Raw genomic sequence first — 18,587 nt, 5'->3', positions numbered from 1 at the left:
ATCAGAGGTTGATCATGTGGCCGGCGAGGCCGTGGAAGGCCTCCTGCACGGCCTCCGACAGCGTCGGGTGCGTGTGGACGTTGCGCGCCGCCTCGAGAGCGGTGAGGTCCCACTTCTGCGCGAGGGTGAGCTCGGGCAGGAGCTCCGAGACGTCGGGGCCGATGAGGTGGCCGCCGAGCAGCTCGAGGTGCTCGCCGTCGGCGATGAGCTTGACGAAGCCGATGGGCTCGCCCAGGCCGTTCGCCTTGCCGTTCGCCGAGAACGGGAACTTCGCGACCTTCACGTCGTAGCCGGCGTCGCGGGCCTGCTGCTCGGTGAGGCCGAACGAGGCCACCTGCGGCGAGCAGAACGTCGCGCGCGGCATCATGCGGTAGTCGCCGAGCGTCATGGTCTCGGCCTTGCCGATGGTCTCGGCGGCGACGACGCCCTGCGCCTCGGCCACGTGCGCGAGCTGCAGCTTCGCGGTGACGTCGCCGATCGCGTAGATGTGCGGCACGTTGGTGCGCATGTGGTCGTCGATGTCGATGGCACCGCGGTCGGTCAGCTTCACGCCGGTGTTCTCGAGACCGAAGCCCTCGACGTTGGCGGCGAAGCCGATCGACATCATGACCTTGTCGGCGTCGATGGAGCCCTGGGTGCCGTCCTTGGCGGTGTAGGTCACGGTGACCTTGTCGCCCTGGTCGGTGACCGTCTCGACCTTGGTCGAGGTGAGGATGTCGACGCCGTAGTTCTTGTACTGGCGGGCGATCTCCTTCGAGACGTCCGCGTCCTCGTTCGGCAGCGCACGGTCGAGGAACTCGATGATCGTGACCTTCACGCCGTAGTTCACCATCACGAAGGCGAACTCCATGCCGATGGCGCCGGCGCCGACGATGACGATCGACTGGGGCAGGTCGCGGGCGAGGATCTGCTCCTCGTACGTCACGACGTTGCCGCCGAGCTGCACGCCCGGGAGCAGACGCACCTTCGAGCCGGTCGAGATGATCGCGTTGTCGAAGGTGACGCGCTCGGTCGTGCCGTCGGCCTTCTTGACGTCGATCGTGTTCGCGTCGACGAACGACCCGCGACCCTCGTACTCGTCGACCTTGTTCTTCTTCATCAGGTAGTGGATGCCCTTGACGTGGGTCTCCGCCACCTTGCGGCTGCGGTCCCACGCGACTCCGAAGTCGAAGTGGACGTCACCCGAGATGCCGAACAGGTCGGCCTTGTGGTGGAACTGGTGCGCGAGGTCGGCGTTCTTGAGGAGAGCCTTCGAGGGGATGCAGCCGACGTTGAGGCACACACCGCCCCAGTACTTCTCTTCGATGATGGCGACCTTGAGGCCGAGCTGCGAAGCGCGGACGGCTGCGACGTAGCCGCCGGGCCCCGCGCCGAGGATGGCGACGTCGTAATGAGGCATGGTCTCAAGCCTATCGGTCGGTGGGGGGCACGGAGTCGGGCTGCGAGGTGCCGTCGGCCGGGCCGGCAGCGCCGTTCGCGAGAGCCTTCTCGCGGCGGGAGCGGGAGACCAGGAGGTAGACGACCGCGGCGATGAGCGCGAGGGCCAGCACGCCCGCGATGATCCACGGCAGCGCGGTCGCTCCCTCGCTTGCCACGGGCTCGCTCGTGACGGTCGGCGTGGGCTCAGCCGACTGGGTCGGCACCGCGGTCGCGGTGGGCGTCGGGGTCGCCGTCTCGGTGGGCGTCGGCGCGCCCGCGACCGTGAACGAGAACTGGCCCGAGATGGGGTGCCCGTCGCTCGAGACGACCTTCCACAGCACCGTGACGGCACCGGATGCCTCGCCCGCGAGCGGCTGCGTCAGCACGTTGTCCTGCACGGTCGGTGTGCCGTCGACGAGCGACGCTCCCGAGGCATCCGTCACCTCCACGACCGAGGCGCCGTCATCGTCGGCGATCTCGGCGCTGAACGTGAGCGTCAGCTGCGCCGGGAGCGCGTCGAGCGTGCTGCCCTGCGCCGGGTCGCTGCCGAGCAGCTCGTCGTGCGCGTGGGCGGGGGATGCCGTCGCGAGGACGACGCCGAAGGCGACGAGCAGTGCGGCGAGGAATGCCCAGACCCGGGCTGGAAGCGGCTTGTGAAGAGTTTGTGACATCACCCGATCGAGCCTATCCGGCTCTTTGCTGCGGACCCCGCGAGGTCTAGCCTGGCCAATGGCGGGCCCCCTGCCCGTCGTCCCCACACGCGGAAGGATGCGGCAGATGGATCAGATGATGATGGGCGCCATGTCGAAGGACATGATGTCGATGCCCGGCATGCAGGCGATGGACATGTCGGTCATGCAGGCCTGTATGGACGCCTGCTCGGCCTGCGAGCAGGCATGCACGGTGTGCTCCACGCAGATGATGTCGTGCGCCCCCGCATGCATGAACTGCGCCGACATGTGCAACACGATGATGCGCGCCATGATGCGGATGCAGGGCATGAACCCGGCGACCATGATGTCGATGCTCGACGCCTGCATGGCGATGTGCCAGATGACGATGGACGAGTGCATGGAGCACGCGGACCACAGCGAGGTCTGCAAGATGTGCGCTCAGGCCTGCAAAGCGTGCATGGACGCCTGCATGGCCATGAAGGACATGATGATGGCGATGAGCTGACGCTCGTCGCCATCGCTCGTTGAGCGAACCTGCGAGACGAAACGCGCGGTGCGGGCCGTCCGACTCAGCCGCGGAGGACGTTGAACCGCGCGCCGCCGACGGCGAGCACGTGGTAGCGCTCGTGGAGCGCGACCGGCGTGCCGGGCGTCGCGGCCGCGGCAGCGCCGGTGCCGTTCCAGAGGGCGACGGGGGTCCAGTCGGCGAGCGTGCGGACGATCACGAAGCCCGAGCGCTCGTCGGAGGCCTCCACGATCGCGTCCGCCCAGTCAGACGGCGTCGCCGAAGCGAGGCGCGCCTGGATCAGGTGCAGCGCGTGACCGGGGGCGTAGGACGAGCAGGTGTCACCGTGGTCGCACATGCACGCCGCAGCCTCACGCACCTCGAGGGGCGGGATGTGGCTGTGCGGGCTCGACACGGTGATCTCCTTCTGGTTAACGGATCTTTGCCGGTCCTGCCAGGGTAGAAGGGCCGCCATGTGGGCCGCACGTCGAGTGACACGGGGCGAAACATTGCGGGAACGGCGAACGTCCTCTTCCGAGCCGGGGGCGATCGGATAGGCTGGCCGGACGAAGGAGGAAACCGTGGAGCACGACCGCCGACCCGATCAGGGCGACATCCGCCGGGCCGCAGGGTCCGACGCGCACGAGTCCGACCGCGCGGCCGACACGACGCAGACGTTCGGCCACGATTCCGACCTGTCGTTCGTGCCGTTCGGCAGCGAGCTCGGCGAGGCCGAGCTCGACGCGATCGACGCCCTTCCGTCCGGCGCCGCGCTGCTGCTCGTCCGTTCCGGACCCACCGCAGGCGCCCGCTACCTGCTCGACGCCGACGTCACATCCGTGGGGCGGCATCCCGAGGCCGACATCTTCTTCGACGACGTCACCGTCTCGCGCCGCCACGCCGAGATCAACCGCACCGGGACCGCCTTCGAGCTCGTCGACCAGCGTTCGCTGAACGGCACCTACGTGAACGGCGAGCGGGTCGACAGGGCCGCGCTCACCAACGGGGCCGAGGTGCGCATCGGCAAGTTCCGCCTCAACTTCTTCGTCTCACCGGCTGACCTCTCCAGGGCGACGGAGGCCTGATGCCCGCGGCTTCCGCCCGTGACAGGGCGTCGTCCGCGGGTCTTCTCAGCATCGGTCAGGTCCTCGCGCGTCTGTCGCCCGAGTTCCCGGCACTGACCTCCAGCAAGCTGCGCTTCCTCGAGGTCCAGGGGATCATCACACCGCTGCGCACGGAGTCGGGCTACCGCAAGTTCTCGCAGGACGACCTCGAGCGCCTGCGCCTCGCGCTCACCCTGCAGCGTGACCACTACCTGCCGCTGTCAGTCATCCGCGACTACCTCGAAGATGTCGACGCCGGTCGCGATCCCGCGACACCGACCGCCGTGCCGCCGCCGTCGATCGTGCCTGCGCCGCGCCGCTACCGCCGCGACGAGCTGCTGTCGGCGGCCGGCGCCGCGCCCCAGCTGCTCAACGACGCCATCAGCACCGGCATCCTCGCGGGCGCCGAGTCGTACACCGAGCAGTCGGTGACGCTGCTGCGCGCCCTCGTGGCGCTGGACCGCCACGGCATCGAGCCGCGCCACGTCCGCGCCCTGCGGCAGAGCGCCGAACGCGATGTCGCACTCGTCGAGTCGGCTCTCGCGCCGCTGCTGCGCCGGACGGATGCCTCGTCCCGCGGCCGCGCCGGCGAGCTGGCGCCGGAACTGACCCGGCGCCTCGACGACGTGCGGGCCATCTTCGTGCGGGCGGCGCTCGACCGCATGCTGTCCTGAGGTGCCGAGTACGTCGCGCTTCACGCACCGGTCGTCGAGCGAGCTCGCGAGTGAAACGCGCGAAGTGCGCGACACGCCGACCCCTGAACGCCGGATGTCGTTGCCGCGAGGGGGAGGCTGATCTAGCGTGGAACTATTCGATCCGGAGGGGGGAACGAGCATGATCGGAGACGTTGCTCCAGGCGAGCCGTTCAGTGCAGAACTCCTCTTCACGGACGGTCTTCCCGCGATGGACGACGAGGTCGGCTACCGTGGTGCGGCCGCGGCCAAGGCCGCCGGAATCACCTATCGCCAGCTCGACTACTGGGCCCGCACCGAGCTCGTCCAGCCGACGGTGCGCGGTGCCAGCGGGTCCGGCTCGCAGCGACTGTACGGCTTCCGCGACATCCTCGTGCTGAAGCTCGTCAAGCGCCTGCTCGACACCGGCATCTCGCTGCAGCAGATCCGCACGGCCGTCGACCAGCTCCGCGCCGCCGGCATCCGCGACCTGGCCGGTACGACGCTCATGAGCGACGGGGCATCCGTCTATCTCTGCACGTCGAACGACGAGGTCATCGACCTCGTCAGCCGTGGTCAGGGAGTCTTCGGCATCGCCGTCGGCAAGGTGCTGCGCGAGGTCGAGTCGGAGCTCCTCGAATTCGAAGTCGAGAAGCTCGACCCGACGGACGAGCTCGCGGTGCGTCGCGCCGCCCGCTCCGCATAGAGCGCAGCGCGCCGCACCGCTCCGTCCGGGTCAGCCCAGCGCGGACTCCATCCGTTCCCGCACGCCCGCCGTCGCGGTGAGGGCCTGATCGAGGTCGGCGATGAGGTCGGCCGGATCCTCCAGGCCGATCGAGAGGCGCACGAGCGCGTCCGAGGGCTTGGCGTCGGCGGTGACGGGCCGGTGGGTGAGCGCAGCCGGGTGCTGGATGAGCGAGTCGACGCTGCCGAGCGACACCGCGTGCGTGAAGAGCTGGACGGATGCTGTCAGCGCCGCCGCGGCGTCGAAACCGTCGGCGAGCTCGATCGCGATCATCGCGCCAGGACCCGACTGCTGGGTGCCGATGAGACCCCGGGGATCGCTGTCTGCGAACCCGGGGAAGTGCACGCGCGCGACCTCCGGGCGTGAGAGCAGCCAGTCCGCGACCACGCACGCGCTGTCCTGCTGGGCGCGCATGCGCACGGGGAGGGTCGCCAGGCCGCGGTGCAGCAGGTACGCCGCGAGCGGGTGCATGATCGCGCCGGTGATGGCGCGGGTGCGCCGCAGCGCCGCGGCGAGTCGCGCGTCGCACGCGACGACGCCGCCCACGACGTCGCCGTGACCGCCCAGGTACTTCGTCGCGCTGTGCAGCGAGAGCGACGCGCCGAGGTCGAGCGGGTGCTGCAGCACGGGGGTCGCGAAGGTGTTGTCGACGAGTACCGGCACGTCGCCGGCGGCAGCGGCCACCCGGCGGATGTCGACGAGTTCGAGCGTCGGGTTCGCCGGGCTCTCGAGCACGACGAGCGCGGTGTCGTCGCGCAGGGCGGCGGCGACATCGTCGGGGGAGCAGAACGTGGTCTCCACGCCGAGCAGGCCCGACGCCAGCAGGTGGTCGGTGCCGCCGTACAGCGGACGCACGGCCACGACGTGACGCCTCTGGGATTCGTGTGTGAGGGCCAGCAGCACGGCGGTGACCGCGGCCATTCCGGACGAGAACGCCACCGCCTCCTCGGCGTGCTCGAGACGCGCCAGAGCCTCCTCGAATCGCGCGACGGTCGGGTTCCACAGTCGCGCGTAGACGTTCGACCCGCCCTCGAAGGGGTGGCCTCCGGTCGCGAGGACCTCGTAGGACATGCCGCCGAGCTCGATGCCCGGCAGGGGATTGGTCGACGAGAGGTCGAGGGGGAGAGCGTGCACGCCCAGGCTCGCGAGATCGTCGCGGCCGGCGTGCACGGCAAGGCTGTCAGGGTGCAGCGTCATCGATGCCATGGCGATATGGTCAGCGATATCGCGACGATTGGCAAATCGAGCTCACCCGGACGTGCAGAACTAGCGCAATCTGCTCATCGAGTGAGCAGAGTGGTCACCCGCACGGATGCTGCGGCCCGCAGCATCCGTCCGATCAGGAGCGGGAGTCCTCGGAGACCGGGATGCGACCGGTGCGCATGATGCGGTCGAGCAGGGAGTCGAAGTCGGCGGCGAGCTCCTGGGCGGAGTCGCCGGGCCAGATGTGCAGCGGCTTCGCGGCGCCCTGCGCCTGCTGGAGCGAGGTGCGCTCGGGCAGCTGCGGGCTCAGCACGAGCGGGCCGAACATGTCGCGGAGCTCCTTGATGCGGAACTGGTGCTCGATCGACTGCGGGCGCACGCGGTTGACCACGATGCCCAGCGGCTGCAGGCGGGGGGAGAGGCCGCGGCGGATCTCTTCGATCGCACGCAGGGCGCGGTCGGCCGCGGCGACGGAGAAGAGTCCCGGCTCGGTCACGACGATGACGCGGTCGGAGGCCGCCCACGCGGTGCGGGTGAGGGCATTGAGCGACGGCGCGCAGTCGATGAGCACGAGGTCGTAGTCCGCCTCGATGGTGGCGAGCGCCTCTTCGAGCTTCCAGACGTCGCGGACGCTCGGGTGAGGACCGTCGAAGTTGATGGCCGACGGGCTGCCGATCATGACGTCGATCGTGCCCGGGTGCACCTTCGCCCAGCCGCTGGAGGTGATGGCCTGACGGACCGTCTTCTCCTTGGGATTGGCGAGGACATCTGCGACATTCAGGCGGCCGGCCACCTGGATGTCCATGCCCGTCGAGACGTCGGACTGCGGGTCGAGGTCGACGACGAGCGTGCGGACACCGCGGGCGAAAGCCGCCGACGCGAGTCCGAGAGTCACGGTCGTCTTGCCGACGCCACCCTTGAGCGAGCTGACGGATAGGACGTGCACAAGCCACCACGTTACCGTCCCCTAGGCTGAGAGCACACTCAGCCCGATTTTCGGGCCCCGCCTGCGCCGCCGCACACGGAGGTCTCATGTTCCGCAAGATCCTGGTCGCGAACCGAGGCGAGATCGCCATCCGAGCATTCCGCGCCGCATACGAGCTGGGGGCGCGCACCGTCGCAGTGTTCCCCTTCGAGGACCGCGGCTCGCTGCACCGCCAGAAGGCCGACGAGTCGTACGAGATCGGTGAGAAGGGCCATCCGGTCCGCGCCTATCTCGATGTCGACGAGATCGTCCGCGTCGCGCTCGCGGCCGGTGCCGACGCCATCTACCCCGGATACGGCTTCCTCTCCGAGAACCCCGAGCTCGCCGAGAAGGCCGCCGCGAACGGCATCGCCTTCATCGGACCGCCCTCGAAGGTGCTCGAGATGGCCGGCAACAAGGTCACCGCGAAGCAGCACGCGATCGCCGCGGGCGTGCCCGTGCTGCGCTCCACCGACGCGTCCGACGATGTCGACGCACTCCTCGCCCAGGCCGACGACATCGGGTTCCCGATCTTCGTGAAGGCCGTCGCGGGCGGCGGCGGGCGGGGGATGCGGCGGGTCGAGCGCAAGGAAGAACTCGCGCCCGCGCTGGCCGAGGCCATGCGCGAGGCCGGCAGCGCCTTCGGCGACGCCCGTGTCTTCCTCGAGCAGGCGGTGCAGCGACCCCGTCACGTCGAGGTGCAGATCCTCGCCGACAAGACGGGCGAGACCGTGCACCTGTTCGAGCGTGACTGCTCGGTGCAGCGTCGCCACCAGAAGGTGATCGAGATCGCTCCGGCGCCGAACCTCGATCCCGCCATCCGCGACGCCCTCCACGGCTACGCCGTCGCGTTCGCGCGGTCGATCGGGTACGAGAACGCCGGCACCGTCGAGTTCCTCCTCGAGACCGCCGGGCCCCGCACCGGCGAGGTCGTCTTCATCGAGATGAACCCGCGCATCCAGGTCGAGCACACCGTGACCGAGGAGGTGACCGACGTCGACCTCGTGCAGTCGCAGATGCGCATCGCCGCGGGGCAGACGATCGCCGACCTCGGCCTGACGCAGGACCGCATCCAGCTGCGCGGTGCGGCGCTGCAGTGCCGCATCACGACCGAGGACCCGTCGCAGGGCTTCCGCCCCGACACCGGCCGCATCACGACGTACCGCTCGCCCGGTGGTGCCGGCATCCGTCTCGACGGCGGCACGACCGCTGCCGGCTCGCAGATCAGCCCGCACTTCGACTCGATGCTCGCGAAGCTCACGTGCCGCGGCCGCGACTTCCCGGCAGCGGTCGCGCGCGCCCGCCGCGCCCTGGCCGAGTTCCGCATCCGCGGCGTCTCCACGAACATCCCGTTCCTGCGGGCGGTGCTCGACGACCCCGCCTTCGTCGCGGGCGACGTCAGCACCTCGTTCATCGACGAGCGGCCCGAGCTGCTCACGAGCAACCCGTCGCGCGACCGTGCGACGAAGCTGCTCAACTGGCTCGGCGACGTCACCGTCAACCGCCCCTACGGCGAGAAGCCCGTGTCGGTGTCGCCCGGCAGCAAGCTGCCCGCCATCGACCTCTCGTCGCCGCCGCCCGCCGGCACGCTCGACCGCCTGCGCGAGCTCGGCCCCGAGGGCTTCGCCCGCGCCCTGCGCGCACAGAGCGGTCTCGCCGTCACGGAGACCACGTTCCGCGACGCTCACCAGTCGCTGCTCGCCACCCGGGTGCGCACGCGCGACCTCGTCCGCGTCGGCCCGCATGTCGCGCGCATGACGCCGCAGCTGCTGTCGGTGGAGGCATGGGGCGGCGCGACCTACGACGTCGCGCTGCGCTTCCTCGCCGAGGACCCGTGGGAGCGCCTCGAGGCGCTGCGCACGGCGATGCCGAACATCCCGATCCAGATGCTGCTGCGCGGCCGCAACACCGTGGGCTACACGCCACGCCCCGTCGAGGTGACCGACGCCTTCGTGCGCGAGGCCGCCGCGACGGGCGTCGACATCTTCCGCATCTTCGACGCCCTGAACGACGTGTCGCAGATGCGTCCGGCGATCGACGCCGTGCGCTCGACGGGCACCGCGGTCGCCGAGGTGGCGCTCTGCTACACGTCCGATCTGCTCGACCCGGCCGAGAAGCTGTACACGCTCGACTACTACCTGCGCCTCGCCGAGCAGATCGTCGAGTCGGGCGCGCACATCCTCGCCATCAAGGACATGGCCGGCCTGGTGCGTCCGGCGGCCGCGGCCAAGCTCGTCACGGCTCTGCGCGAGAACTTCGACCTTCCGGTGCACCTGCACACGCATGACACCGCGGGCGGTCAACTCGCGACGCTGCTCGCGGCGAGTGCCGCGGGAGTGGACGCGGTGGATGCTGCAGCCGCTCCGATGTCGGGAACCACGAGCCAGCCGTCGCTCTCTGCGCTGGTCGCCGCGCTCGCCCACACCGACCGCGACACCGGCCTCAGCCTGCAGGCGGTCAGCGACCTCGAGCCGTACTGGGAGGGCGTCCGCCACCTGTACCGCCCGTTCGAGTCCGGCCTCGCGTCGCCGACCGGTCGCGTCTACCACCACGAGATCCCGGGTGGTCAGCTGTCGAACCTGCGCCAGCAGGCGATCGCCCTCGGCCTCGCCGACGACTTCGAGCTCATCGAGGACATGTACGCCGCAGCCGACCGCATCCTGGGTCGCATCCCCAAGGTGACGCCGTCGTCGAAGGTCGTCGGCGACCTCGCGCTCGCGCTCGTCGCCGTGCGCGCCGATCCCGCCGACTTCGAGGAGAATCCGCAGAACTACGACATCCCCGACTCGGTCGTCGGCTTCATGGCGGGCGAACTGGGCGACCTTCCTGGCGGTTGGCCTGAGCCCTTCCGCACGAAGGTGCTCGCGGGCCGCACGATCTCGATCGACGTCCCGCCGCTCACCGCCGAGGAGCAGGAGGGCCTTGCCGGCGACGCCGCGACGCGCCGACGCACGCTCAACCGCCTGCTGTTCCCCGGTCCTGCGCGCGACTTCGAGAGGAACCGTGAGGCGTACGGCGACCTGACCGCGCTCGGCACCCCCGACTACCTCTACGGGCTGAAGCCGGGGGAGGAGCACGTCGCCGAGATCGACCCGGGCGTGCAGCTGTACGTCGGTCTCGAGGCGATCGGCGAAGCCGATCCCAAGGGCATGCGCACGGTCATGACGACCCTCAACGGCCAGCTGCGCCCCGTGTTCGTGCGCGACCGCAGCATCAAGGTCGAGGCGCGCCAGGCCGAGAGGGCCGACACCTCGAAGCCGGGCCAGGTCGCAGCGCCGTTCTCGGGCGTCGTCACCCTCAAGGCGAAGGCCGGCGACACCGTCACGGCGGGCCAGCCGGTCGCGTCGATCGAGGCCATGAAGATGGAGGCGGCGATCACCGCACCCGTCGACGGCGTCGTCGAGCGCCTCGTGATCGCCGAGACCGCGCAGGTCGACGCCGGCGACCTTTTGGTCGTCATCCGTCCGGCCCAGTAACCTGGAGGGCGGCATCCGCCCGAAACGCCGTCTTTTCAGGAGAGCTCCGCAGTGACGCCCGATCGCATCGAACACACGCCCGACGAGCCCGAGAACGGCGTGCTGTCCGAGACCGGAAGCATCGACACGACCGGTCTCGGCATCCTGGGTGGTGCGACGGCGCAGGTGAACGTCGAGCTGCCGTCCGAATCCGACGACGACCGGGAGGACGACGGCGTCATCGATGACGAGGTGCCCTTCGTGATCGAGATCCCGGCCGACGCCGATCTTCCGGTCATCGAGGCCGCTCCGGTCGAGGAGTTCTCGACCGAGACGACCGAGGCCGAGATCGTCGAGAACGCCGCCGACCTCGAGGAGTGGACCGTCGAGGGCGAGGGCTTCGCCCCGGCGCCGCCCGCCGAGGACATCGCCGATGCGGAGATCGTCGAGCTGATCGAGGCCGAGATCGACGTCGAGGACGCCGACGTGGTCGACGAGGCCGAGCCCGAGCCTGTGGTCGAGCCTGAGCCCGTGGTCGAGGAACCGACGGCCGACGTCGAGGAGTTCGAGCCGGTCTCCGAGGAGCAGGTCTCCGAGGAGCGCGAGGCCGACGACGAGGAGTCCGTGGCCGACGGCGGCGAGCCTGAGGCCGCCGCCGAGGAGCCCGAAGCCGTCGCTGACGAGCCCGAGGCGGAACCCGTGCCGGCCGAGTCCGCACCCGCGGAGCCGGCCGTCGACGAGTTCGCGATCACCGATTTCGACGCCGTCGACTTCGAAGACGCCGATTTCGACGGCGAGTTCGATCCGGCCGAGTTCGATCTCGAGCTCGCCGACGACGGCGTGGAGGCCGCCCTGGCGGAGAACGCCGCATCGGGAGACGATGTCAACAGGGCCGACGACCCCGTGGAGGAGCCCATGAGCGCCAAGACCCCGGCCGACGACGACAAGGCATCCGCGAGTGCGGCGCCGGCAGCGCCCCAGCCAGCGCCCGCCCGGCCATCGGTCCCGGCCGCTGCCGCCGCCGCGAAGACGGCCACCGGCCCGACGCCCGCCACCCGCCGTGAGGCCAACCACACCGGCGCCCAGCCGGTCGTGGAGCGCACGGCCGTCGAGCGTGCGGGGTTCCCCCGTGGCGACGTCGCCCTGACCTCGAAGCGTCTCGGCGAATTCGAGGCCGGCCGCGAGACCGCGGACCTGCTCACCGCCGATCGCCTGCTCGACCCGCACCAGGTGATCCGCCCCGAGCCCGAGGGGGCGTGGCAGCACTTCTTGTACTCGATCTCGGGAAAGCGCATCAACCTCGGCGACAGCAAGCGTGCGAAGGCCCGCAAGGACCTCGACCGCCGGATCGCGGCCCCGCTCACCGGCGGCGCCCGGTTCGTCCCGGTGCTGTCGCGCAAGGGCGGCGTCGGCAAGACGACCGTGACCACCCTGCTCGGCCAGGCGCTGGCCGACGCCCGCGACGACCGCGTGATCGCCATCGACGCGAACCCCGACCGCGGCACGCTCGCGGAGCGCATCACCCGTGACAGCGGCAAGACCGTGCGCGATCTCGTGCGCATGAGCCCCGAGGTGGTCGGCTTCAACGACCTGTCGGGCATCGTCGCGCGCGACGAGACGCGCCTCGACGTCGTCGCGTCCGACACGGACCCGCGCGTGTCGGAGGCGTTCAACGACACCGACTACCGGGATGTCGCGGCTCTCGCGGCCCACTACTACTCGGTGGTGCTCACCGACACGGGGACCGGCATCGTCCACTCCGTCATGGGCGCCACGCTCGACCTCGCCGACCAGATCGTGATCGTCGCCGGCCTGAGTGTCGACGAGGCCCGTCTCGCCTCCGAGACGCTGACCTGGCTCGAGACCAACGGCTACGCCGACAAGGTGCGCAGCGCCGTGGTCGTGCTGAACAACGCGCGGCCGGGGCATCCGCTCGTCCAGCTCGACGAGCTGGAATCGCACTTCCGCACCCGCGTGCGCGCGGTCGTGCGTGTGCCGTACGACCCGCACATCGCGGCCGGCAGCGCCATCGTGTTCCGCGAGCTGCAGCCCGCGACGCGCGAGGCCGCACGTCAGCTCGCCGCGACCGTGGTCGAGGGCCTCCGTTCGCTCGCATCGGCGGCCTGAGGCATCCGATGGCAGTCCGTCCCATCCGTGTCTTCGGCGACCCCGTCCTGAAGTCCGTCAGCACCCCCATCGGCGAGATCGACGACGGCGTGCGCGCCCTCGTGCGCGACCTGGTCGACACCGTCGAGCTGCCCGGCCGCGCCGGCGTGGCGGCGCCCCAGATCGGTGTCGGGCTGCGCGCTTTCAGCTACAACATCGACGGCGACATCGGCTACGTGCTCAACCCGGTGCTCGTCGAGGTGTCCGGAGAGCCTGAGGCCATCGGCGAGGGCTGCCTGTCGGTGCCCGGCCTCTGGCACGACGCTGTCCGCTACCCGCGGGCGAAGGTCGTCGGCATCGACCTCGACGGCAACGAGATCGTGCTCGAGGGTGAGGGCCTGCTCGCCCAGGCGCTCCAGCACGAGACCGACCACCTCGACGGCACGCTCTACCTCGATCGGCTCACGAAGGAGCAGCGTCGCGTCGCGATGCGCGAGATCCGCGAGTCCGACTGGTTCTGAGACACAGAAGAGGAGCGGATGCCGGGCTCCCCGGCATCCGCTCCTCTTGTGTCTTCTGAGCTCAGCTGAGCGAGACGTTGGTGGTGTTCACCGGCACCGAGTAGAGCTCTTCGATGTCGGTCTTGAAGTCCTCGAGGATCACGTTGCGCTTGATGCTCATCTTCGGCGTGAGGTGTCCGCTCGACTCGGTCCACTCCGTGGGCAGGATCGTGAACTTGCGGATCGACTCGGCGCGCGAGACGTTCTTGTTCGCGATGTCGATCGCGCGCTGCACCTCGGCGCGCACCGCGTCGTTCTTGGCCGCGTCGGCGAGCGACATGTCGCCCGGCAGGCTGTTGTTCGCCAGCCACGTCGGCAGCATCTCAGGGTCGAGCGTCACGAGGGCCGCGATGAACGGCTTCTGGTCGCCGACGACCACGACCTGCCCGACGATCGGGTTGGCGCGGATCGGGTCCTCCAGAGCCGCGGGCGCCACGTTCTTGCCACCTGCGGTGACGAGGATCTCCTTCTTGCGACCGGTGATCGTGAGGAAGCCCTCGTCGTCGAACGCGCCGATGTCGCCGGTCTTGAACCAGTCGCCGTCGAACGTGGCGGCCGTCGCCTCGGGATTGCGCCAGTACTCCTTGAACACGTTGATGCCGCGCACCTGGATCTCGCCGTCCTCGGCGAGACGGACGCCCACGCCCGGGATCACGGGCCCGACGGTGCCGATCTTGGACTTGCGCGCCTGGTTGACCGTCGCCGGTGCGGTGGTCTCGGTGAGGCCGTAGCCCTCGAGGATCGTGACGCCGAGGCTGTGGAAGAAGTGGCCGAGGCGGTGGCCCAGGGGAGCGGACCCCGACACGGCATACGCCACGCGCCCACCCATCGCGGTGCGCAGCTTCGAGTAGACCAGGCGGTCGAAGAGCGCGAACTTGATCTTGGTGAGGAAGGGGATCTTCTTGCCCTCCTGCAGGAGACGGGAGTGCTCGATCGCGGTGTGGGCGGCGGCGCGGAAGATCTTGCCCTTGCCACCGGCCTCGGCCTTCTGCTCGGCTGAGTTGTAGACCTTCTCGAACACGCGCGGCACGGCCAGGAGGAACGTCGGCTTGAACGAGCCGAGGGCGGGCAGCAGCTGCTTCGTGTCGGGCTGGTGGCCCGTCTTCACGCCCGCCTGGATGTCGAGGATCGAGATGAACCGCGCGAACACGTGGGCCGTCGTGATGAACAGCAGCGTCGAGGCACCCGGCGTCTCGAAGACCTCACGGTTGGAGCGGGCCGCGTTGCGCGTGAGCTCGACGAAGTTGCTGTGGGTCAGCACGCAGCCCTTGGGACGCCCGGTCGAGCCCGACGTGTAGATGAGGGTGGCGATGTCGGCGCCGTTGGCGAGGTTGCGGCGCCGCTCGATCTCGTCGTCCGAGACGCCGGCACCCTCGGCGACGAGCTTGTCGAGGTCGCCGCTGTGCATCTCCCACGCGGAGCGGATGAGCGGCAGCTCGGCTCGGGCCTCGGCGAAGCGGGCGGCGTGATCGGGCAGCTCGGTGATGATCGCCACGGCGCCCGAGTCGGTGAGGTTCCACGCGATCTGCGCGCTCGAGCTGGTCTCGTAGATCGGCACCATGACGGCGCCGGCATAGAACAGCGCGAAGTCGACGAGCGTCCACTCATAGGTGGTGCGGGCGATGAAGCCCACCTTGTCGCCGGGCTCGATGCCGCCGGCGACGAAGCCCTTGGCCAGCGCGATGACCTGCTTCTGGAACTCGGCCGCGGTGATGTCGCGCCAGCCCTCGCCCTCGGGCACGGCGAACAGTGCGAGGTTCGGCGTCGCCTTGACGCGCTCGACCAGGAGGTCGGTGATGTTCGCCTGCGGATCGGCAGGGACGATAGCGGGGACTTCGAATTGGACCACGGCAGCTCCTTCGGTACCGGACGACTGAATCTCGGGTGGATCTCATCCGAGTCTAATCAGGTGTCACATCAGACTCGCCGGCGGGTGTGGAGAGCACCGCCTGGATAGACTTCAAGGCGCTGTCGCGCGTGCGGCGGATGGAGAGGGAGAACGTGCTCAAGGTCGGCATCGACATCGGCGGAACCAAGATCGCGGGCGGGGTCGTCGACTCCGACGGCACCATCGTCGAACAGCTCCGCGTCGACACCCCCACCGACACCGCCGCGCTCGCCCAGGCCGTGGTCGATATGGCCCGCTACTTCCGCGGCGCGCACGACGTCGCCGCCGTGGGTGTCGCGGCGGCCGGCTTCATCGATCGCGACCGGGCGACCGTCATCCACGCCCCCAACATCGCCTGGCACAACGAGCCGCTGAAGGCGACGCTCGAAGAGGGCATCGGCCTGCCGGTCACCATCGAGAACGACGCGAACGCCGCCGGGTGGGCCGAGTTCCGCTTCGGGGCCGGCCGCGGCGTCGAGCACATGGTCATGCTCACGATGGGCACCGGCGTCGGCGGCGCCATCGTCCTCGACGGCGAGCTCTTCCGCGGCGGTCACGGCGTCGCCGCTGAGCTCGGCCACATCCGCTTCATCCGCGACGGCATCCTGTGCGGCTGCGGTCAGCACGGATGCCTCGAGCAGTACGCGTCGGGCCGCGCACTGCAGCGCGAGGCCAACGACATCGCCGACGCCGGCGGAATCGGTGCCGCGCTGGCGGCCCACCGCGCCGAGAACGGCAAGATCAGCGGACCGGCGGTGTCGCGCCTCGTGCTCGCGGGCGACCCCGGGGCCGCCGAGGCGCTGCGGCGCGTGGCGACCGCGCTCGGCGAGGCGTGCGGCGGCTTCCAGGCGGTGCTCGACCCCGAGCTCTTCGTCATCGGCGGCGGGGTGGCCCAGCTCGGCGACGCCCTCCTCGAGCCGATGCGCGTCGCGTACGAGAAGTCGCTGCCGGGCTATGGCGAGCGGCCGATCGCGACCTTCAAGATCGCGAAGCTCGTCAACGACGCGGGCCTCATCGGAGCGGCAGATCTCGCGGGGACAGAGGCGTAGCGCGATGTTCTACTGGCTGATGAAATACGTGGTCATCGGACCGATCGTCAAGGCGATCTGGCGCCCGTGGATCGTCGGCCGTCGCAACGTCCCCGCCGAAGGCGCCGCGATCCTCGCGAGCAACCACCTCTCGTTCGTGGACTCGATCTTCCTGCCGCTCATGCTCGACCGGCCGGTCGCGTTCCTCGCCAAGAGCGACTACTTCACCGGCAAGGGCCTCAAGGGGTGGGCGACCCGCATGTTCTTCAAGGGCACGGGTCAGCTCCCCATCGACCGTTCGGGCGGCAAGGCGTCCGAGGCATCCCTCAACACGGGACTGCAGGTGCTGGGTCGGGGCGACCTCCTCGGCATCTACCCCGAGGGCACCCGCAGCCCCGACGGCAAGCTCTACCGCGGCCGCACCGGCATCGCGCGCATGGCACTCGAAGCGCACGTGCCGGTGGTGCCCGTCGTCATGGTCGACACCGACACGATGATGCCGATCGGCACCACGGTCCCTCGGATCGTGAGGGTCGGCATCGTGGTGGGCGAGCCCCTCGACTTCTCGCGCTTCGAGGGCATGGAGGGCGACCGCTACATCCTGCGCTCGATCACCGACGAGATCATGGTCGCGCTGCAGCGGCTGGGGGAGCAGGAGTACGACGACGTGTACGCGTCGACCGTCAAGGACCGGCTCAAGCCGAAGACCCGCTGAACGCGGAGTGGCCGGTCGTCACGCGGCGCCGGTGGCCCGCGTCCCGCGGCTAGAATCGGGGGATGCTCCAGCACCTCGACGCACTCGACCATTGGCGGACCCTGCCCATCAAGCAGCAGCCGCAGTGGTATGACGCGGACGCGGTGGCGGAGGCATCCGCAGAACTTGCGACGCTGCCGCCGCTCGTCTTCGCCGGTGAGGTCGACAACCTCCGCGACCGCCTCGCGCGTGCCGCGTCGGGCAAGGCTTTCCTCCTGCAGGGCGGCGACTGCGCCGAGACCTTCGCCGGCGCGACGGCCGAGCAGATCCGCAACCGCATCAAGACGGTGCTGCAGATGGCCGTCGTGCTCACGTACGGCGCCTCGATGCCCGTCGTCAAGATGGGCCGCATGGCGGGCCAGTTCGCCAAGCCCCGTTCGAGCGACACCGAGACCCGCGGCGACGTCACGCTGCCGGCCTACCGCGGCGACATCGTCAACGGCTACGACTTCACCGAGGCGTCGCGCAAGGCCGACCCCAACCGGCTGCTCAAGGGTTACCACACGGCCGCGTCGACCATCAATCTCATCCGCGCGTTCACGCAGGGCGGCTTCGCCGACCTCCGTGAGGTGCACTCCTGGAACAAGGGCTTCGCATCGAACCCCGCCAACCAGCAGTACGAGCGCCTCGCCACCGAGATCGACCGGGCCATCAAATTCATGGAGGCGGCGGGAGCCGACTTCGACGAGCTGAAGCGGGTCGAGTTCTACACCGGTCACGAGGGCCTGCTCATGGACTACGAGCGGCCCATGACGCGCATCGACTCCCGCACGAACACGCCGTACAACACGTCGGCGCACTTCCTGTGGATCGGCGAGCGCACCCGCGAACTCGACGGTGCGCACGTCGATTACTTCTCGAAGATCCGCAACCCCATCGGCGTCAAGCTCGGCCCGACCACGTCGGCCGACACGGCGCTCGCGCTCATCGACAAGCTCGACCCGAACCGCGAGCCCGGCCGCCTCACGTTCATCACGCGCATGGGTGCCGGCAAGATCCGCGACGCGCTGCCGCCGCTGCTCGAGGCCGTGAAGGACTCGGGCGCGACCCCGCTGTGGGTCACCGACCCGATGCACGGCAACGGCATCACGACCCCGACCGGCTACAAGACGCGTCGCTTCGACGACGTCGTGGACGAGGTCCGCGGCTTCTTCGAGGCGCACCGCTCGGTCGGCACGTTCCCCGGTGGAATCCACGTCGAGCTCACCGGTGACGATGTCACCGAGTGCCTCGGCGGCTCCGAGCAGATCGACGAGGCCACCCTCGCGACCCGCTACGAGTCGCTGTGCGACCCGCGCCTGAACCACATGCAGTCGCTCGAGCTCGCCTTCCTCGTCGCCGAGGAGCTCGAGAAGCGCTGACCTCTCGCGCCTGACACGAAGAAGATCCCGGATGCCTCGCCTCGAGGCATCCGGGATCTCTCTGTTCCTCCCCTCCTCTGCCGGCTCTGTCCCCGTCGCGGCCGCCGTCGGCGACGAGACCGCGTGATAGCACCGCCTATCGAGGCTTGAC

At 69.8% G+C, this 18,587-nt stretch carries 16 protein-coding genes; 10 read left to right on the top strand and 6 right to left on the bottom strand.

Annotation, left to right across the window (positions count from 1 at the left end):
- Position 1 precedes the first annotated feature (1 nt).
- Complete coding sequence (gene lpdA, locus Q9R33_RS15380) at positions 2-1,399, bottom strand: dihydrolipoyl dehydrogenase (RefSeq protein ID WP_311294288.1); 1,398 nt, start codon at positions 1,397-1,399, stop codon at positions 2-4.
- A gap of 10 nt (positions 1,400-1,409) precedes the next feature.
- Entirely contained in the window at positions 1,410-2,090 is a 681-nt protein-coding gene (locus Q9R33_RS15375) for a copper resistance protein CopC (RefSeq protein WP_311294287.1), read from the bottom strand.
- A 106-nt stretch (positions 2,091-2,196) separates the two neighbouring features.
- Between Q9R33_RS15375 and Q9R33_RS15370 the strand changes: the two genes are divergently transcribed.
- Positions 2,197-2,598, top strand: coding sequence for a hypothetical protein (locus tag Q9R33_RS15370; protein ID WP_056367075.1), 402 nt, complete (start codon positions 2,197-2,199; stop codon positions 2,596-2,598).
- Between the two features lie 64 nt (positions 2,599-2,662).
- On the opposite strand, the gene Q9R33_RS15365 is transcribed toward Q9R33_RS15370, so the two are convergent.
- The gene (locus Q9R33_RS15365; protein WP_056367076.1) at positions 2,663-3,013 is read right to left on the bottom strand and encodes a hypothetical protein; all 351 of its coding nucleotides are present in this window, start codon (positions 3,011-3,013) and stop codon (positions 2,663-2,665) included.
- A 166-nt stretch (positions 3,014-3,179) separates the two neighbouring features.
- Here Q9R33_RS15365 and Q9R33_RS15360 point away from each other — a divergent pair, with 166 nt between their 5' ends.
- The 3 genes from Q9R33_RS15360 (at position 3,180) to Q9R33_RS15350 (ending at position 5,078) form a co-directional block, all read left to right on the top strand.
- Positions 3,180-3,683, top strand: a complete 504-nt coding sequence (locus tag Q9R33_RS15360; RefSeq protein WP_056367077.1) for an FHA domain-containing protein — start codon at positions 3,180-3,182, stop codon at positions 3,681-3,683.
- Positions 3,683-4,375 (top strand): MerR family transcriptional regulator, encoded by a 693-nt coding sequence (locus tag Q9R33_RS15355; RefSeq protein WP_056367078.1) that lies wholly within the window; start codon positions 3,683-3,685, stop codon positions 4,373-4,375. The genes Q9R33_RS15360 and Q9R33_RS15355 overlap by 1 nt, the downstream gene beginning before the upstream one ends.
- A 160-nt stretch (positions 4,376-4,535) precedes the next feature.
- Positions 4,536-5,078: a MerR family transcriptional regulator gene (locus Q9R33_RS15350; RefSeq protein WP_056367079.1), complete on the top strand. Its 543-nt coding sequence runs from the start codon at positions 4,536-4,538 to the stop codon at positions 5,076-5,078.
- A 30-nt stretch (positions 5,079-5,108) separates the two neighbouring features.
- Here Q9R33_RS15350 and Q9R33_RS15345 read toward each other — a convergent pair whose 3' ends face one another.
- Together Q9R33_RS15345 and Q9R33_RS15340 are read right to left on the bottom strand one after the other, a co-directional pair.
- On the bottom strand, positions 5,109-6,323 hold the full coding sequence (locus Q9R33_RS15345) for a PLP-dependent aspartate aminotransferase family protein (protein WP_056367080.1): 1,215 nt from the start codon (positions 6,321-6,323) through the stop codon (positions 5,109-5,111).
- Positions 6,324-6,456: 133 nt separating this feature from the next.
- Positions 6,457-7,266 (bottom strand): ParA family protein, encoded by an 810-nt coding sequence (locus Q9R33_RS15340; protein ID WP_056367081.1) that lies wholly within the window; start codon positions 7,264-7,266, stop codon positions 6,457-6,459.
- A gap of 86 nt (positions 7,267-7,352) precedes the next feature.
- Between Q9R33_RS15340 and Q9R33_RS15335 the strand changes: the two genes are divergently transcribed.
- From Q9R33_RS15335 to def, 3 genes are read left to right on the top strand one after another with little or no spacing between them, the layout of a single operon-like run.
- The gene (locus tag Q9R33_RS15335) at positions 7,353-10,760 is read left to right on the top strand and encodes a pyruvate carboxylase (protein ID WP_311294286.1); all 3,408 of its coding nucleotides are present in this window, start codon (positions 7,353-7,355) and stop codon (positions 10,758-10,760) included.
- Positions 10,761-10,811: 51 nt separating this feature from the next.
- Complete coding sequence (locus Q9R33_RS15330) at positions 10,812-12,866, top strand: AAA family ATPase (RefSeq protein ID WP_311294285.1); 2,055 nt, start codon at positions 10,812-10,814, stop codon at positions 12,864-12,866.
- An 8-nt stretch (positions 12,867-12,874) separates the two neighbouring features.
- Positions 12,875-13,366, top strand: a complete 492-nt coding sequence (gene def, locus Q9R33_RS15325; protein WP_056367084.1) for a peptide deformylase — start codon at positions 12,875-12,877, stop codon at positions 13,364-13,366.
- A 61-nt stretch (positions 13,367-13,427) separates the two neighbouring features.
- Here the strand turns inward: def and Q9R33_RS15320 are convergent, their stop codons facing one another.
- The gene (locus tag Q9R33_RS15320; RefSeq protein WP_056367085.1) at positions 13,428-15,254 is read right to left on the bottom strand and encodes a long-chain fatty acid--CoA ligase; all 1,827 of its coding nucleotides are present in this window, start codon (positions 15,252-15,254) and stop codon (positions 13,428-13,430) included.
- A gap of 152 nt (positions 15,255-15,406) precedes the next feature.
- Here Q9R33_RS15320 and Q9R33_RS15315 point away from each other — a divergent pair, with 152 nt between their 5' ends.
- The 3 genes from Q9R33_RS15315 to Q9R33_RS15305 all read left to right on the top strand — a co-directional run bounded on the left by Q9R33_RS15315 (position 15,407) and on the right by Q9R33_RS15305 (position 18,436).
- Positions 15,407-16,342, top strand: a complete 936-nt coding sequence (locus Q9R33_RS15315) for an ROK family glucokinase (protein WP_311294377.1) — start codon at positions 15,407-15,409, stop codon at positions 16,340-16,342.
- Between the two features lie 4 nt (positions 16,343-16,346).
- The gene (locus Q9R33_RS15310) at positions 16,347-17,036 is read left to right on the top strand and encodes a 1-acyl-sn-glycerol-3-phosphate acyltransferase (RefSeq protein ID WP_056367086.1); all 690 of its coding nucleotides are present in this window, start codon (positions 16,347-16,349) and stop codon (positions 17,034-17,036) included.
- 62 nt (positions 17,037-17,098) lie between these two features.
- Positions 17,099-18,436: a class II 3-deoxy-7-phosphoheptulonate synthase gene (locus Q9R33_RS15305; protein WP_056367087.1), complete on the top strand. Its 1,338-nt coding sequence runs from the start codon at positions 17,099-17,101 to the stop codon at positions 18,434-18,436.
- Positions 18,437-18,587 lie beyond the last annotated feature (151 nt).

It is taken from the genome of Microbacterium sp. PRC9 (genome assembly GCF_031844125.1).
In the GTDB taxonomy this organism is placed as follows: Bacteria; Actinomycetota; Actinomycetes; order Actinomycetales; family Microbacteriaceae; genus Microbacterium.
The sequence above is the reverse complement of the archived record's forward strand: the minus strand, read 5'-3'. Positions and strand labels throughout refer to the sequence as shown.